Origin of the sequence: Streptomyces sp. NPDC059256 (genome assembly GCF_042753785.1) — a bacterium.
Classification (GTDB): domain Bacteria; phylum Actinomycetota; class Actinomycetes; order Streptomycetales; family Streptomycetaceae; genus Streptomyces.
The window spans coordinates 550,347-566,275 of record NZ_JBHYZO010000002.1 but is presented as its reverse complement, the minus strand read 5'-3'; the positions used below and the strand labels follow the sequence as shown (position 1 = coordinate 566,275).

At 70.0% G+C, this 15,929-nt stretch carries 12 protein-coding genes, 1 CRISPR repeat array and 1 riboswitch; of the genes, 7 read left to right on the top strand and 5 right to left on the bottom strand.

Features of this window, described 5'->3' with window-relative positions; genetic code table 11:
- Positions 1–3 precede the first annotated feature (3 nt).
- A complete protein-coding gene (locus ACFXJL_RS06955) occupies positions 4–849 on the bottom strand; it encodes an alpha/beta fold hydrolase (RefSeq protein WP_384636622.1) in 846 nt (281 codons plus the stop codon).
- Between the two features lie 373 nt (positions 850–1,222).
- Between ACFXJL_RS06955 and ACFXJL_RS06950 the strand changes: the two genes are divergently transcribed.
- Positions 1,223–2,587, top strand: a complete 1,365-nt coding sequence (locus tag ACFXJL_RS06950; RefSeq protein WP_384689916.1) for a DUF418 domain-containing protein — start codon at positions 1,223–1,225, stop codon at positions 2,585–2,587.
- A gap of 63 nt (positions 2,588–2,650) precedes the next feature.
- Here ACFXJL_RS06950 and cobN read toward each other — a convergent pair whose 3' ends face one another.
- Positions 2,651–6,367, bottom strand: a complete 3,717-nt coding sequence (gene cobN / locus ACFXJL_RS06945) for a cobaltochelatase subunit CobN (RefSeq protein WP_384689913.1) — start codon at positions 6,365–6,367, stop codon at positions 2,651–2,653.
- Between the two features lie 34 nt (positions 6,368–6,401).
- Positions 6,402–6,562: riboswitch (cobalamin riboswitch) on the bottom strand.
- Between the two features lie 78 nt (positions 6,563–6,640).
- On the opposite strand from cobN, the gene ACFXJL_RS06940 reads away from it, so the two are divergent.
- The 3 genes from ACFXJL_RS06940 (at position 6,641) to cobJ (ending at position 10,550) form a co-directional block, all read left to right on the top strand.
- A complete protein-coding gene (locus tag ACFXJL_RS06940; protein WP_384689910.1) occupies positions 6,641–8,329 on the top strand; it encodes a cobalamin biosynthesis protein CobG in 1,689 nt (562 codons plus the stop codon).
- Between the two features lie 32 nt (positions 8,330–8,361).
- Positions 8,362–8,988, top strand: a complete 627-nt coding sequence (locus ACFXJL_RS06935; protein WP_358876803.1) for a precorrin-8X methylmutase — start codon at positions 8,362–8,364, stop codon at positions 8,986–8,988.
- A 95-nt stretch (positions 8,989–9,083) separates the two neighbouring features.
- Entirely contained in the window at positions 9,084–10,550 is a 1,467-nt protein-coding gene (gene cobJ, locus ACFXJL_RS06930; RefSeq protein ID WP_384690334.1) for a precorrin-3B C(17)-methyltransferase, read from the top strand.
- On the opposite strand, the gene ACFXJL_RS06925 is transcribed toward cobJ, so the two are convergent.
- From ACFXJL_RS06925 to ACFXJL_RS06915, 3 genes are all read right to left on the bottom strand, one after another.
- Complete coding sequence (locus ACFXJL_RS06925; protein WP_384689907.1) at positions 10,517–11,353, bottom strand: cobalt-precorrin-6A reductase; 837 nt, start codon at positions 11,351–11,353, stop codon at positions 10,517–10,519. The genes cobJ and ACFXJL_RS06925 overlap by 34 nt on opposite strands.
- A gap of 124 nt (positions 11,354–11,477) precedes the next feature.
- A CRISPR array of direct repeats spans positions 11,478–11,748; the repeat unit is 27 nt; unit sequence GACCACCCCCGCGCGTGCGGGGACCAC.
- Positions 11,749–11,981: 233 nt separating this feature from the next.
- Complete coding sequence (locus tag ACFXJL_RS06920) at positions 11,982–12,182, bottom strand: DUF397 domain-containing protein (protein ID WP_384689904.1); 201 nt, start codon at positions 12,180–12,182, stop codon at positions 11,982–11,984.
- Positions 12,179–13,018 (bottom strand): helix-turn-helix domain-containing protein, encoded by an 840-nt coding sequence (locus ACFXJL_RS06915; protein WP_384689901.1) that lies wholly within the window; start codon positions 13,016–13,018, stop codon positions 12,179–12,181. Before ACFXJL_RS06915 ends, ACFXJL_RS06920 begins: the two co-directional genes overlap by 4 nt.
- Before the next feature lie 103 nt (positions 13,019–13,121).
- On the opposite strand from ACFXJL_RS06915, the gene ACFXJL_RS06910 reads away from it, so the two are divergent.
- The 3 genes from ACFXJL_RS06910 to ACFXJL_RS06900 all read left to right on the top strand — a co-directional run bounded on the left by ACFXJL_RS06910 (position 13,122) and on the right by ACFXJL_RS06900 (position 15,913).
- Entirely contained in the window at positions 13,122–13,382 is a 261-nt protein-coding gene (locus ACFXJL_RS06910) for a hypothetical protein (RefSeq protein ID WP_384689898.1), read from the top strand.
- 501 nt (positions 13,383–13,883) lie between these two features.
- Positions 13,884–14,753, top strand: coding sequence for a radical SAM/SPASM domain-containing protein (locus ACFXJL_RS06905; protein WP_384689896.1), 870 nt, complete (start codon positions 13,884–13,886; stop codon positions 14,751–14,753).
- Between the two features lie 14 nt (positions 14,754–14,767).
- Positions 14,768–15,913, top strand: a complete 1,146-nt coding sequence (locus ACFXJL_RS06900; RefSeq protein WP_384689893.1) for a methyltransferase domain-containing protein — start codon at positions 14,768–14,770, stop codon at positions 15,911–15,913.
- The last annotated feature ends 16 nt before the right edge of the window (positions 15,914–15,929 follow it).

Sequence of the window (15,929 nt, the reverse complement as noted above, 5' to 3'; positions counted from 1 at the left end):
CCCTCAGTTCCCGTGACAGCCGCGTCCCACGGCCCGCCCCGCCTCCACCGTGTTCAGATAGCGGTCCACGTCATGCGCCCGCGACCCGTTGTGGACGATGTGGTTCTCCACCCGGGGACCGAACGGTCCGGCCAGATCCTTGACCAGCGCGACCACATCGCCGGCGTCGGCGATGTTCGTCCAGTGCCGTACCGGGCCCGGCCATCCACCGCCCGCAGGCAGCAGCCGATGGTAGACGAGATGGCGGATGCCGAGCGGCGACCCCAGGGTGACCAGGGTGTCCACCGCCCACTCGGGGTGAGCGGCGAGCGTCTCGTACGCCACCACGCTGCCCAGCGAGTGGGCCACCACGACCCGGGTCCGCGGGGTGATCGACGCGGCGACCCGCTCCTGTGCGGCGGAGCGCACCGAGGGGTCGGTGAGATAGGCCCGCACCTGCTTGGTGTCGGCGATCAGCGCCCGCAGGGCGACATCCGCGAAGAACGACGACCCGCTCAGGGCGTCCAGGGCCCGCTGAACGGCATGGGGCGTACGCACCAGGGTGCGCTCGCCAGGCGCCACCACGGCCTCGTCGACCCGGGCCGCCTCCTCCCACCAGGAGAGCAGCAGTTCGCTCTCCAACCCCTCGGCCACATCGGACGCGTCATAGGGCGGGAGGGTGCCGGAGAGCCGTCGGCCCGGCGGCCGGAACAGATCGCCGTAGAACGCGCAGGACACGTCCTCGGGGTCGAGCACCGGATGACCGGCTCGTCGCAGACCGTCGTTCATGGCCGGGAGCCAGCGTTTGTGCTGCTCGTCCTCGCCACTGAACTGTTGGCCGATGCCGTGTACACAGACCACCAGGGACACGTACGACTCCCCCCGCCACCGCGCTACGCCATGAAGGGGGCATGGTCCCACAGCCACCGTGTTTCCCGGCAGACCCTCCCCGCCCGACGCGATCCAGGGGTGGAGCCTTCACGGCACCGGGCCGTGCGGTGAGCCTTGCCGAGCGGCACCGGACCGGGTCCGGAACGTCCAACTCCGGACGGGCGCCGAACCGCCCGATCCCACCCACCGCCGCCCACCGTCGCCCACGGCCACCCATCACTGCCCATCACTGCCCGTACCCGAACAGGTACCCCGGTCACCCCTGCGTCCTCCACATCGGCCCACCACCGACCCGCCCCAACCCACGACCCGACCCGCACAGGCGGGCCTCCCGACCACGAAAGGCCCCGGCATGAGTCACACGGCAGACGAACGGTCGCCGACGGACGACACTCGACAAGAAGCGGCCGGCACTCCACAAGAAGCGGCCAGCACTCCACAAGAAGCGGCCAGCACTCCACAAGAAGCGGGCGGCACTCCACGGGAACAGCGGGTCCCCGGCCCCACAGCCCACGAGCCGAACACCCGGACGGCACGCGGCCCGGTGGAGCGCATCGCGGACGTGGACGTGCTCCGCGGCTTCGCGCTGCTCGGCATCCTGCTGGTCAACATCACCTTCATCGCCTCCGCCCACCGCTTGGAAGGCGTGCACGACCCCAGCTTCGACGGCGCGCTGGACCGTGGCGCACTCCATCTGACCGTGTTGTTACTGGAGTCCAAGTTCTACCTGCTCTTCTCCTTCCTCTTCGGCTACAGCTTCACCTTGCAGATGCGGTCCGCCGAACGCGGCGGCGCCCGGTTCACATCGCGCTTCCTGCGCCGCTGCGCCGCCCTGTTCGCGATCGGCGTCTTCCACGCGGTGGTGCTGTTCCCCGGGGACATCCTCACCACGTACGCCCTGTTGGGGCTGATCCTGCTGGCCGCCCGCGGCACCCGGCCACGAGCGGCGCTGCGCACCGCGTTCCTTCTGTTCGGGATCACGGCACTGCTGTACCTGCTGCTGGGCCTGTTGATATGGCTCGACGGCGGTGCCTCCGTGGACACCCCGGAGACCGCGGCGGGCATCCAGGACACACTGGCCGCGCTGCGCGGCGATCCCGCGTCCGTCATCGGCGAGAACCTGGCCAGGCTGTCGGATGTCCTGCTGATCATCGTCCTGCTCCAGGGGCCGGCCGCACTCGCCGCGTTCCTGGTGGGACTCGCCGCGGGCAAGAAGGAGTTGCTGGCGAATGTGTCAGCGCACCGCACCCTGCTGCGGCGGCTCCAGTGGATCGGCTTCCCGGTGGGTCTGGCCGGTGCCGTCTTCTACGCCTGGGCATCGCAGGGGACCCAGGGGGTGGACTTCCTGTCGTTCGCGGTCGCCGTCGATCTGCTGACGGCCCCACTGCTGACCGCCGCGTACGCGGCGACCGTGCTGCAACTGGTCGCGACCGCCCGCGGTGCCCGCATCGGTCGGGCGCTGGCGCCTGCCGGGCGGATGGCGCTGACGAACTACCTCAGCCAGTCGCTCGTCCTGGCCGTGCTGTTCACGGGCTTCGGCTTCGCCCTCGTCGGACGGGTGGGTCCGGCCACTGCGGTGTTGATCGCCCTCTCCCTGTTCGCCGTGCAACTGGTGTGGAGCCGCTGGTGGCTGGACCGTCATGCGTACGGGCCGGTCGAATGGGTGCTGCGGGCGATCACCAACGCCCGGCGACCGCGCTGGCGGAACGAGCGGTAGCCGTCCACCACCGGCCGACGGGTCCGGACGGCCCCACCGAGGGCCGTCCGGGCCGGTGTCGGCTCAGGCGTCGCCGCCCGCCGCCTCCGCCTCGTCCTCCAAGGTGCCCTCGGTGGAGAGGAACACCTCCCGCAGCGCCGCCAGAACGGCCGGGTCGGGCTTCTCCCACATGCCCCGCGACTCCGCCTCCAACAGACGCTCCGCGATGCCGTGCAGCGCCCAGGGGTTCGCCTGCCGCAGGAACTCCTGGTTCTGCGCGTCCAGGACGTACGTCTCGGTCAACTTGTCGTACATCCAGTCCGCGACCACGCCCGTCGTCGCGTCGTACCCGAAGAGGTAGTCGACGGTCGCCGCCAGTTCGAACGCCCCCTTGTAGCCGTGGCGTCGCATCGCCTCGATCCACTTCGGGTTGACCACGCGCGCCCGGAAGACACGGGACGTCTCCTCCACCAGCGTGCGCGTCCGGACGGTCTCCGGGCGGGTCGAGTCACCGATGTACGCCTCCGGGGCGGTGCCCCGCAGTGCGCGCACGGTCGCCACCATGCCGCCGTGGTACTGGAAGTAGTCGTCCGAGTCCGCGATGTCGTGCTCCCGCGTGTCGGTGTTCTTCGCGGCGACCTCGATCCGCTTGTACGCCGTCTCCATCTCGGCGCGCGCCGGACGCCCGTCCAGTTCACGGCCGTAGGCGTAGCCGCCCCACACCGTGTAGACCTCCGCGAGATCGGCGTCCGTACGCCAGTCGCGCGAGTCGATGAGCTGGAGCAGGCCCGCCCCGTACGTCCCCGGCCTGGAGCCGAAGATCCGGGTCGTGGCGCGGCGTTCGTCGCCGTGCTCGGCGAGGTCGGCCTGGGTGTGTGCCCGGACGAAGTTGTCGTCCGCGCCCTCCTCCAGCGAGGCCGCGAGTCGTACGGCGTCGTCGAGCAGCCCGATCACATGCGGGAAGGCGTCCCGGAAGAAGCCCGAGATGCGCAGGGTCACATCGATGCGCGGCCGGCCCAGTTCGGCCAGCGGGATCGCCTCCAGTCCGGTGACCCGCCGCGATGCGTCGTCCCAGACGGGGCGGACGCCCAGCAGCGCCATCGCCTCGGCGATGTCGTCGCCCGCGGTGCGCATCGCGCTCGTACCCCACAGGGACAGTCCCACCGATGTCGGCCACTCGCCGTTGTCGGTGCGGTAGCGGTTGAGCAGCGAGTCGGCGAGCGCCTGCCCGGTCTCCCAGGCCAGCCGGGACGGCACCGCCTTCGGGTCGACGGAGTAGAAGTTGCGGCCGGTCGGCAGCACATTGACCAGTCCGCGCAACGGCGAACCCGACGGCCCCGCGGGCACGAAACGGCCGTTCAGCGCGCGGACGGTGTGATCGATCTCGTCGGTGGTCGCCGCCAGCCTGGGCACGACCTCGACGGCCGCGAACCGCAGGATGTCGGCGACCTGCTGACCGTGCTCGGCTGGTACGGCCGCGAGGTCCCAACCCGCGTCGTCCATCGCCTGCACCAGCGCCCGGGCCTTCGCCTCGGCCTCGTCGGCGGTGGTGCGGGTCGCCGCGGACTCATCGAGCCCCAGCGCCTCCCGCAGCCCGGGCAGCGCGGTCGTACCGCCCCAGATCTGGCGGGCGCGCAGGATCGCCAGCACCAGGTTGACCCGGTCCGCACCGGCCGGCGCCTGGCCCAGGACGTGCAGTCCGTCGCGGATCTGGGCGTCCTTGACCTCGCACAGCCAGCCGTCGACGTGGAGGAGGAAGTCGTCGAAGCCGTCGTCGTCGGGACGGTCGGCGAGCCCGAGGTCGTGGTCGAGCTTCGCGGCCTGGATCAGCGTCCAGATCTGGGCGCGGATCGCGGGCAGCTTCGCCGGGTCCATGGACGAGATCTGCGCGTACTCGTCCAACAGCTGTTCAAGGCGGGCGATGTCGCCGTAGGAGTCGGCACGGGCCATCGGCGGTACGAGGTGGTCGATCAGGGTGGCGTGCACCCGACGCTTGGCCTGGGTGCCCTCACCGGGGTCGTTGACCAGGAACGGGTAGATCAGCGGCAGATCGCCGAGCGCGGCATCGGGTCCACAGGCCGCGGACAGTCCGGCGTTCTTGCCGGGCAGCCACTCCAGATTGCCGTGCTTCCCGAGGTGGATCATCGCATCGGCGCCGAAGCCGCCCTCGGCGTCAGGGGTGGCGATCCAGCGGTAGGCGGCCAGATAGTGGTGCGAGGGCGGCAGATCGGGGTCGTGGTAGATCGCAATGGGGTTCTCGCCGAAGCCGCGCGGCGGCTGGATGACGACCAGCAGGTTTCCGTGCCGCAGGGCGGCGAGGACGATGTCGCCCTCCGGATTGCGCGACCGGTCCACGAACATCTCACCGGGCGGCGGCCCCCAGTGCTCCTCCACAGCGGTGCGCAACTCCTCGGGGAGGGTTGCGTACCAGCGCCGGTAGTCGGCTGCGGGAATGCGGACCGGGTTGCGGGCCAACTGCTCATCGGTGAGCCACTCCCGGTCGTGGCCGCCCGCGTTGATCAACGCCCGGATCAGCTCGTCACCATCCCCGGACGCCAGCCCGGGCACGTCCTCGGTGCCGAAGTCATAGCCCTCGGCGCGCAGTCGCCGCAGCAGGGCGACGGCACTGGCGGGGGTGTCGAGGCCGACCGCGTTGCCGATGCGCGAGTGCTTGGTGGGATAGGCGGACAGGACCAGCGCGAGGCGCTTGTCCGCGGCGGGTATGCGGCGCAGCCTGGCGTGCCGCACGGCGATCCCCGCGACCCTGGCGGCGCGTTCCGGGTCGGCGACATAGGCCGGCAGCCCATCGGCGTCGATCTCCTTGAAGGAGAACGGCACGGTGATCAACCGCCCGTCGAACTCGGGCACCGCGATCTGGCTGGCCGCGTCCAGCGGGGAGACGCCCTCGTCGTTCTCCTCCCAGTCGGCGCGCGACCCGGTGAGACACAGGGCCTGGAGGATCGGTACGTCGAGCGAGGTGAGCGCACCCGCGTCCCAGGACTCGTCGTCACCGCCGGCGGACGCCTCGGCGGGCCGGGTGCCGCCGGCGGCGAGCACGGTCGTCACGATCGTCTCGGCCGCCCGCAACTCCTCGATCAACTCGGGCTCCGGCGCCCGTAGCGAGGCCACGTACAGCGGCAGTGCCCGGCCGCCCGCCGCCTCGATCGCCCCGCACAGGGTGTCCACGAACGCGGTGTTTCCGCTCATGTGGTGGGCGCGGTAGTAGAGGACGGCGATGGTGGGGCCGTCCGCAGCACCGGCCGCAGCACCGGCCCCTGCACCGTTTTCGCTGCCGGACGTGCGCTCCAGCCGCCCCCAGGAGGGCGCGGGCGCCGGCGGGTCGAAGCCGTGGCCGGTGAGCAGGACGGTGTCGGAGAGGAAGCGCGCCAACTGCTCCAGATTGGCCGGGCCACCGTGGGCGAGATAGGCGTGGGCCTCGGCGGCGATGCCGATGGGGACGGTGGAGGCGGCCATCAACTGCGCATCGGGCGCCTGCTCACCGGTGAGGACCACCAGCGGCTGACCGCTGGCGCGAATCCGGTCGAGCCCCTCCTCCCAGGCACGGACCCCGCCCAACAGTCGTACGACGACCAGCCCGGCGCCTTCGAGCAGCGCGGGCAGGTCGTCCAGGGCGGTGCGGGAGGGGTTGGCGTAGCGGAAGCCGACCGGGCCGCCCGCGGCACGGGCACTGAGCAGATCGGTGTCGGACGTCGACAACAGGACGATGTCGGGGGCGTCGCCGGGGGAGTTCGGCGGGCTGGTCGGTCCATCGGTCGAAGGGGTCTTCGGTGCGTGCGGCATACGGCATCGGGCCTTCCTCGGGGTGTCCACGCCCCGGGCGGTGTCTGGCGACGGGAGTTCCTGACTCGCCGCCCCGACGACTGCCTTCGTCCGGCCGGCTCACAGTGGCGGGACCGCGCCGGGTTCACACCGGGCTTCCTCCACTGTCGCCTTCTGCGTTGCCGGACCGGGTGGCCCGTCCCCGAAATAGTAAGGGTCGCCTATTCGGTGCGGTTCATACCGTCTTACTGCCGTGGCTCATACCGTCCCAAATGACGGTCATGACTGGTCGGTATGCTCGCCGACATGCCCACCTCACCCCGCCCGGCCCGAGCCGGCGCCACCGGTACGACCCCCTCCGGGGGGCGCGGTGACGCCTGCCCCGGCTCCCTGCGGCTGCACCGGGCGGACGACGGCGCACTGGCCCGGATCCGGATACCCGGGGGTGTGCTGCGCCCGGCGCAGGCCGAGGCACTGCTGACCGCGGCCCGACGGCTGGGCGACGGCGAACTGCACCTCACCTCTCGGGGCAATGTGCAGTTGCGCGGACTCGACGAGCAGTGCGGCGGAGAGTTGGCCCAGCTCCTGGGGAACGCAGGGCTGTTGCCGTCCGCGACCCATGAGCGGGTGCGCAACATCGTGGCCTCGCCACTGGCCGGGCTGGACGAACTCGGCGAACTCGGCGAACTGGCCGGGCAGGGCGGACTGGGCGGACTGGGCGGACTGGGGGGAAACGGCTCGGGGCGCGGCGTACGCCGGTGGTTGAGGGCGCTGGACGAACTGCTCTGCGCCAGCGATCGGGCGGCGGCCCTGTCGGGGCGTTTCCTGTTCGCCCTGGACGACGGGCGCGGCGACGTGGACGCCCTGCGCGCGGATGTGACCCTGCTGGCCGCCGACACATCCGGACCGACCGCGGCGGACCATGGCGGTGGCGCCGGACTGACCGCGGCGGACCATGGCGGTGGCGCCGGACTGACCGCGGCGGACCACGACGGTGGCGCCGGACTGCGGATCGGGGACAGCGATGACGTACTGCTGCTGGCCCGTTCGGACGATGGCCCGAGGGCCGCGCTGCTCTGTGCTGAAACGTTCCTGGATGCGGCGGATCTCACACCCGAAGCAAAGGTCTGGCGGATACGGGACCTCCCGGACACCGGCGCACGACTGCGGGAAGGGACCCTGGCACGGCTCGCGAAGGCCGGCATCCCCCTGGCGGGCATCCGACAGCACCCCCGGCGAGAGACCGCCACCCCGCCCCCGTACGGAATCGTCACCCCACCGGCCCCCCGGCAGACTCCCGACCCATCTGACCCACCCAACTCATCCGTCCCGCCCATGCCGCCCTTCCCGCCACTCCCGTCTTTCCCGTCCCTCCTGTGCATCCCGCGCGGCCCGAGCGGCCCATCTGAGGCCATCCGTCCCAGCGCCCCCGCCGCCACTTCCCCGGCAGCGCTCTCCATCGGCGCCCCCCTCGGCCGACTCACCGGCCCCCAGTGGGAACGGCTGACCAGCGCCGCCCGGAAGGCGCCCGACGGCGAACTGCGCCTCACCCCCTGGCGCGGAGTGATCGTCACCGGTGTGCCCGGCGACCAGGCCGGCAGCACCCTCGACGAACTGGCCGCAACCGGGCTGATCACCACGGCCGACTCCCCCTGGACCGGTGTGGGCGCCTGCATCGGCACGCCCGGATGCGCCAAGTCCGCTGCCGACGTCCGCGCCATGGCCGAGGCCGTGGTCTCATGGGAACTCCCGTCCGCAGTAGGGAGGTTCACCCAACTCCCCGTCTACTGGTCCGGCTGTGAACGCCGTTGCGGACGCCCCCCGGGAGACCGGGTCGATGCCCTCGCCACCCCCGACGGCAGCTTCCGAGTGACCCGCGTCTGCGGCGATCCACCCCCCGTCGCCCTCGGCACCACGGTCCCCACCGACACGTCCGCCGCCGCCCTCGCCCACACCGTGGCCCACGCCCGTCGCCCCCGATGACCTCCCCGTCCCCATAAGAGGAAGACCACACCGTGTACGAGTACGAGAAGGACGGACCGGCGATCTACCGCCAGTCCTTCGCCACCATCCGCGCCGAGGCCGACCTCACCGGCCTGCCGGCCGATGTCAGCCAGGTCGCGGTACGGATGATCCACGCCTGCGGAATGGTGGACCTCGTACGCGACCTCTCCTACACGCCCCAGGTCGTGGCGCGGGCCCGCGCAGCCCTGCGCGCCGGCGCCCCCATCCTCTGCGATGTCGCCATGGTCGCCAGCGGAGTCACCCGCAAACGACTCCCCGCCGACAACGAGGTGATCTGCACCCTCTCCGACCCCACCGTCCCCGCACTGGCGGCCGAACTCGGCACCACCCGCAGCGCCGCCGCACTGGAACTGTGGCGCGAGCGGATGGAAGGCGCCGTCGTCGCCGTCGGCAATGCCCCCACCGCCCTGTTCCGACTGCTGGAGATGATCGAGGAAGGCGCACCCCGCCCGGCCGCGATCATCGGCGTACCGGTCGGATTCGTGGGCGCCGCCGAATCCAAGGATGCCCTCGCCGACCATCCGTCCGGCCTGGAACACCTGGTGATACGCGGCAGACGCGGCGGCAGCGCGATGGCCGCAGCCGCACTCAACGCCATCGCCAGCGAGGAAGAGTGAACGTGAACGACGCCCACAGCCGCATCGCTGAAGGTGCCCCGGCCACCCCCGGCAAGCTCTACGGCGTCGGGCTCGGCCCCGGCGACCCCTCGCTGATGACCCTGCGCGCGGTGGAAGTCATCGCCGCCGCCGATGTCGTCGCCTACCACTCGGCCCGCCACGGCCGTTCCATCGCCCGCTCGATCGCCGCGAAGCACATCCGCGCCGACCAGATCGAGGAACGGCTGATGTATCCGCTGACGGTGGAGACCACCGACCACCCCGGCGGCTACCGCGGCGCCCTCGACGACTTCTACGAAGAGGCGTCCGAGCGGCTCGCGGCCCATCTCGACGCCGGCCGCACGGTCGCCGTGCTCGCCGAGGGCGACCCCCTCTTCTACGGCTCCTACCAGCACATGCACAAGCGGCTCGCCCACCGCTACCCAACCGAGGTCATCCCCGGGGTCACCTCGGTCAGCGCGGCAGCCGCCCGCCTCGGAGAGCCCCTGGTGGAGGCCGACGAGGTGCTCACCATCCTGCCCGGCACCCTCCCCGAGGAGGAGTTGGCGGCCCGTCTCGCGGCGACCGACTCGGCCGTCGTGATGAAGCTGGGCCGCACCTTCACCAAGGTGCGGAGCGCCCTGGAGCGCACCGACCGCCTCCACGAGGCCCGCTACGTCGAACGCGCCACCATGCCCGACGAGCGCACTGGCCTCCTCGCCGACATCGCGGCCGAATCGGTGCCGTACTTCTCGGTCGCCGTGCTGCCCAGCCGGATCGGCGCGATGCCGAACGCGCCCGTACGCACCGCGACGACCGGTGAGGTCGTGGTCGTCGGCACCGGCCCCGCGGGACCGCTGTGGCTCACCCCCGAGACCCGCGGCGCCCTCGCCGCGGCCGATGACCTCGTCGGCTACACCACCTATCTGGACCGCGTACCGGAACGCCCGGGCCAGCAGCGCCACGGCTCCGACAACCGCGTCGAGGCCGAACGCGCCGAATTCGCCCTCCAACTCGCCGCACGCGGACGCCGGGTGGCCGTCGTCTCCGGCGGCGACCCCGGAGTGTTCGCGATGGCCACGGCGGTACTGGAAGTGGCATCGCAGCCCGAGTACACCGACGTACCGGTACGGGTCCTCCCGGGGGTGACCGCCGCCAACGCGGCAGCGGCCCGCGCGGGCGCCCCCCTCGGCCACGACTACGCCACGATCTCCCTCTCCGACCGGCTCAAGCCCTGGGAAGTGATCGCCGAACGCCTGCGCGCGGCAGCGGCTGCGGACCTGGTGCTCGCCCTCTACAACCCGGGCTCGCGCAGCCGCACCTGGCAGGTCGGCAAGGCCCGGGACCTCCTGCTGGAACACCGCTCCCCAATGACCCCGGTGGTACTGGGCCGTGACATCGGCGGCCCGGAGGAGTCCGTACGGATCGTCCCGCTCGGCGAACTCGACCCGGCCGACGTCGACATGCGCACGGTCCTGCTGGTGGGCTCGTCACAGACCCAGACGGTCCGGCGCGGCAACGGAACAGAGATCGTGTGGACCCCGCGCCGCTACCCGGAGGCCCCGGAGCCGGCACAGAGCTGAACCACCCAGGCGGCGGCCTCCTCCGACGTGCCCACCACCGCAACACCCTCGGGCACGGGAGGCCGCCGCACCACGACCACGGGCAACCCTGCCTCCCGCGCGGCGGCCAACTTGGGCGCGGTCGCCGCCCCACCGCTGTCCTTGGTCACCATCACATCGATCCGATGCCGCCGCAGGACCTCCCGCTCCCCGTCGAGCGTGAACGGCCCCCGGTCCAACAACACCTCCATCCGCGGCGGCCCGCCCCCATCGGGCGGATCGACGGACCGCACGAGGAACCACACCCCGTCCACCCCGGCGAACGCCCCGAGCCCCGTCCGCCCGGTGGTCAGGAACGCCCGCTCCCCAAGCCGCGGCACCACTTCGGCCGCCTCCGCCAACGACCCCACGGAGTGCCACCGATCCCCTTCCCCGGCCGTCCAACCTGGCCGCCGCAGTGCGAGCAGCGGTACGCGGGCGATGGCGGCGGCCCGGGCGGCATTGAAGCTGATCCTCTCGGCAAAGGGGTGCGTCGCATCGACGATGCCCCCCACCCCGTGCTCACGCACCCAGGCCACCATCCCCTCCACCCCACCAAACCCCCCAACCCGCACCTCCCCCACGGGCACCCGCGGCTGCCCCACCCGCCCGGCCAACGAACTGGTGACCTCTAGCTTGGCCAGCCCTTCCTGCCCGGCTGACTGCCGACCCACGGCCCGGGCCGCTTGCTGGCCGGCTTCCTGGCTCGCCTGCTGGCTCGCCTCATGCAACTGCTCAGCGAGCTGCCGGGCCTCGGTGGTACCGCCGAGGATGAGGAGGTGCATGGGGAGGTCTCCGGGGGAGGGTGGGGATGGGGTGAGCTGGGGTGGGGCTGCGGTCCAGCCAAGCACAGGGGGGTGAGGAGGGGCGCGGGGGCTGGGGGCGTGGCTTGGGTGCGCAGTGGGGGCCGGCCAGCCCCGCGCGGGCGGGGACCACTGGTCGAACAGCCGTGAGTCGCCCGCCTGCCGCAGACCACCCCCGCGCGTGCGGGGACCACAGACTCAGAAGGACGCTCCCGCGTAGTCCTCGAGGACCACCCCCGCGCGTGCGGGGACCACGCCCAGCGGGCCGCGTTGCCCTGCCGGCTGGTCGGACCACCCCCGCGCGTGCGGGGACCACTAGCCGGGTGAACTGGCTACATTGGCCACAGGAGGACCACCCCCGCGCGTGCGGGGACCACACTTCCTGACCTGCGGCGATTCTAGCGATCATGGACGATTTCATTCAGTTGGACTCCGGGCCCAACCACGCCCGATCGCGGGTCATCCAGCCCAACACACGCACCTCGTCCAGATGCTAGCGGGCAACAACGGGCGAAGCGCCGCATCAGACATCAAGGCAAACCTGCACGGAACTTGGGTGAGCCCCGCCGCTCCGGAGGATGGGAACGGCGGGGCCCTGAGCGGTGCGGTTCTAGAGGTTCGCGGACCGTGCGAGGGTGACCAGCCCGGCGAACGCCGAAGCGGAAACCATCAGAACGGGACCGTTCGGGCGCTTGCTGTCACGCACCGGAACAATTCCGGTGACGTCCACGTCCTTGGGGGCCCACTCAATGCAGGTACCGCCGCTACCACTGTATGAGGACTTGATCCAATTGGATGGTTCGGTCGTCACGGGGTGCCCTTTCGTACCTCACTGATCATGGCCACAGACTCTGCCTGCGACAGTGCCGATGTCTGTAGTTGATGGTAGGCCCTCACCAGTGGACGAACGGAGGCGAGATCACGCTCCAGGTAACCCTGCGTCTGGGACTCGACATACGCCACCACCGATCGATCTGACAGCGTCAACAGATTCACGGATCGGTTGAAGGGGCGTAGTTCCCCCATGGAATAGGGCGCGACTTGCAAGGAAGTGTTGGACTGTTCGGCGAACTCCAACAGTTGGCAAAGCTGCGCGTCCATGACGTTGGGCCCACCGATCGTGCGTCGGATACAGCTCTCGTCCAAGACCACGAGCACGAGCGGCTGTGGGTTCCGTACGAACGCGGCCTGCCGCTCTATCAGGAACTCAACTCGCTCAGCGGCATGTTCAGCGGCGATCGCCCCTCGCCGCACATGGCCCGCTTCGATGGCTGCTGCGTACTCCCGCGTCTGAAGCGGTCCGGGAATCAAACCGACTTCAAAAAGCCGAACCTCTTCGGCCCGCCCCTCATAGCTGACGTACTCGGGAAAGCCCTCCAACAAGCTGCCGTGCTGCATCTCGCGCCATTGACGTTCAAATGTGGCCACTGTTCCCGCCAAGCCCAACGCCTGGTCAGCAGCTTTCGCGAAGTGTAAAGACGGCATCTTGCGCGCAGTTTCGACGCCTGAAATATGCCCACTGGAAATGCCCATATGGACGGAGAGATCCTCTTGCCTCCACCCGCGAGCCTCGCGGGTGCTGCGCAGACGTGCGCCGAAGGCTGCCTGCGCGCTGCTTTCCGGGTCCAGTTCCTTGCGATTCACCACAGCGACCCCAACTTATGTGGCCACCAAGCCACGTTGAACAGGTTCTGACTCTAGGACACGCTCATGGCACCCGGTAGTGGTTCCACTACGGAGAGGAGTAGCCATGTCTGGCAAGAAGGTAGCGAATACACCCCAACTCGGCGTCGGGGAATTGGTGTTCGACATCACCCAGAAGGCTTTAGGTGTGGTCATGGACACCGGTGCGGATATGGAGGAGGACCGCTACTCGCTCCGTCCGCCTGGAGGTGGGATTGAGTGGACCGCCGTGAGGGCGGACCTTCGGCCGGCCAGTGTGGTTGACCGGATTCGGCCGGCTCTGACCGAGGTGAACGAACGGAGCAGCCGGCAAGAAGGCTCGGCATGAGGGTGATGGCGATCCTCCGCCACGTTGAAGGATCGCCAAGCACATGGTGTGCCAAGGCTCCCGCGCTCCATCTGAGGGTGACCACATGAAACGACTCCGCTCTTACGCGGTCGCCCTGTTCTTCCTCGGCGGATTCCTCGGAGCCACTGCATTGCTGCTGATGCTGGTCCGGTACCAGCACTGAAGATGTCCGCCCCCTGAATACCCGGCCACTTCGATTCGCGGGTTCATCATGCGGGGCGGTCAGTCGGCCCGCCCGACTTCCGTTGAGGGTCGGAGAGTCGGGCGGGCCATCACACACCCCCGCTCCCTGCGGCAGCGTCCCTCGACGCTGCGGAGGACCGCACAGGAGCGGGCACCCCTCGGTCCGGACCCGGTCGTCACCGGCCCGAGGAAGGGGAGCGGCCACTCACCCGCTCCCGGGCCCCGGTCGCCACCACCCCACCCACCCGACCGGGGCCCACCCGCCCACCCGAGCCAATCGGAAGGAATGGAACGGCTATGACCTTGGCCATCGAACGCCCCATGCATCCGGCTGCTGCGATCAATACGCTTGAGCTGGAGATCACCGGGAAGTGCCAACTCTCCTGCACTCATTGCCTGTCGGAATCCAGCCCGCAGGCGACACACGGCACCATGACTCCGGCTGACTGGCGGCAGGTCATCACTGACGCGGCGGCGCTCGGAATCCCTCGCGTTCAGCTCATCGGAGGCGAGCCGACAGTTCATCCCCAGTGGCGCGACTTCACGGAACACGCTCTAGCGCTCGGGCTCCGCGTCCAGGTGTACTCCAACCTGTTCAACGTCGCGTGGGGCTGGTGGTCGCTGCTGGAACGGCCCGGGGTGTCGCTCGCCACCAGCTATTACAGCGACGATCCCGAGGAACACGACAGGATCACAGGCAAGCAGGGCAGCTACTGGCGGACCCAAAGCAACATCGAGGAAGCGCTGCGGCGAGGGATTCCCCTGTACGTCGGAATCGTTGACATTCTCGATGGACAGCGGGTCAGCGAGGCCCGGGCCGAACTGGTCGCCATGGGCGTCAAGCAGATCAACACCGACAGGGTTCGAGCTGTCGGGCGAGGAGCGCTTTCCGGTCAGTCGCCCTCATTGGACGAACTATGCGGAAGGTGCACCAGGGGCCGGGCCGCAGTGCTTCCGAACGGGGACCTCGCCGGGTGTGTGCTCGCTCGGAACTTCCCATGCGGCAATGTGCGGGTAACCAGTCTCGCTCAGCTGTTCAGCGGGGAAGAGTGGGCATCTCTCAGCCAGAGGATTCCCGCTCCCCGTGCCGCCTGTCCCCCAGATGACTCCGGCGACTGCGACCCGGCCAACACCGAAGCATGCGATCCCGCGTACGAGGACGAATAGGAGGGCACGACTGCATGGATTGGCAGCAGCACGCGGAACGCCTCGCCAACGAGGTCACCGATCCGGACTCACGATGGACCACACCGGTGGCACGGACTGCTCGTCACGAGCTGATTCCCCGATGGTGGGAACGGGAGGAGAGCGGCGGTTGGACTCTCCGCATCGGGACGGACAACCCCGAACTGTGGATGGAAGCGGCGTACTCGGACCGATCGCTGATCACCCGAGTGGGGAAGCTTCATGCCGACCACGCCGAACCTGAGGCACGAGCCGAGGGACTACCCACGTCGTCGGCGACACTGCCGAGTCTGGTCGTACGGATGCTGCGGCATGGACGACTCGGGGACGGGCTCGACCTGCTGGACCTCGGAACCGGGGCGGGAGGTCTCACCGCCTATGCCGCTCGCCGGCTCGGGAGCCAGCATGTGACCAGTGTGGATGTAGACCCCTACCTGACCCGTGCGGCAGCGGAACGGCTTGCCCCGATGGGGTTTCGTCCTCAATTCCTCGCGCTGGATGCCACGGTGGAGATCCCGGGGACCTACGACCGGATCATCGCCACCGTGGGGATGCCCGCCGGTCCGGAACTGCGACCCATGGTCGGCGCACTCCGGGAGGGTGGACGGCTCGCCATCACGCTCGGTCGTACGTCCCTGATCATCACCGGGTGGAAGCACACCTGCGGAGACGTGATCGGAACGGTTGAGCGGGACATGGCCGGGTTCATGGTCACCCGGGCCAACGACGACTACCTGCCCGTACCTACTCGGTTGTTCACACTCGCTCGGGAATCAGACGGCGAGGAGATCAGCACGGGCCGCTACCCCGTGGTGGACCTAGCGAACGCATGGGAACTCCGTTCCATGTTGGAGATCACCACTCCGGGCGTAGAACTCGACTACGAACAGCGCGACCGAAACCGGACCGCCTATCTGGCGCACCCGGACGGTTCATGGGCACGAGCCTCCGCCGAGTGGACCAAACCGCCCACGGTTCACCAGGGCGGCCCGCAACGGCTCTGGACCACTCTTGAACGCATCCGCACCAGGCTCAACACCGAGGGTTCACTGCCCTTGCTCGGCTCCCGAGCCCGAATCACCCCTGACGGACTCGTTCACCTCTCCCGCGGCAAGTGGCGGGCAACGGCGGGCGCGAAGTAGTACCGCCTGGCGCCGT

What these genes read in the sequence shown, in the direction of transcription:
- ACFXJL_RS06950 (WP_384689916.1), top strand. Translation starts at nt 1,223, where the DNA reads ATGAGTCACACGGCAGACGAACGGTCGCCGACGGACGACACTCGACAA.
- cobN (WP_384689913.1), bottom strand. Translation starts at nt 6,367, where the DNA reads ATGCCGCACGCACCGAAGACCCCTTCGACCGATGGACCGACCAGCCCG.
- ACFXJL_RS06940 (WP_384689910.1), top strand. Translation starts at nt 6,641, where the DNA reads ATGCTCGCCGACATGCCCACCTCACCCCGCCCGGCCCGAGCCGGCGCC.
- cobJ (WP_384690334.1), top strand. Translation starts at nt 9,084, where the DNA reads ATGACCCTGCGCGCGGTGGAAGTCATCGCCGCCGCCGATGTCGTCGCC.
- ACFXJL_RS06925 (WP_384689907.1), bottom strand. Translation starts at nt 11,353, where the DNA reads ATGCACCTCCTCATCCTCGGCGGTACCACCGAGGCCCGGCAGCTCGCT.
- ACFXJL_RS06910 (WP_384689898.1), top strand. Translation starts at nt 13,122, where the DNA reads ATGTCTGGCAAGAAGGTAGCGAATACACCCCAACTCGGCGTCGGGGAA.
- ACFXJL_RS06905 (WP_384689896.1), top strand. Translation starts at nt 13,884, where the DNA reads ATGACCTTGGCCATCGAACGCCCCATGCATCCGGCTGCTGCGATCAAT.
- ACFXJL_RS06900 (WP_384689893.1), top strand. Translation starts at nt 14,768, where the DNA reads ATGGATTGGCAGCAGCACGCGGAACGCCTCGCCAACGAGGTCACCGAT.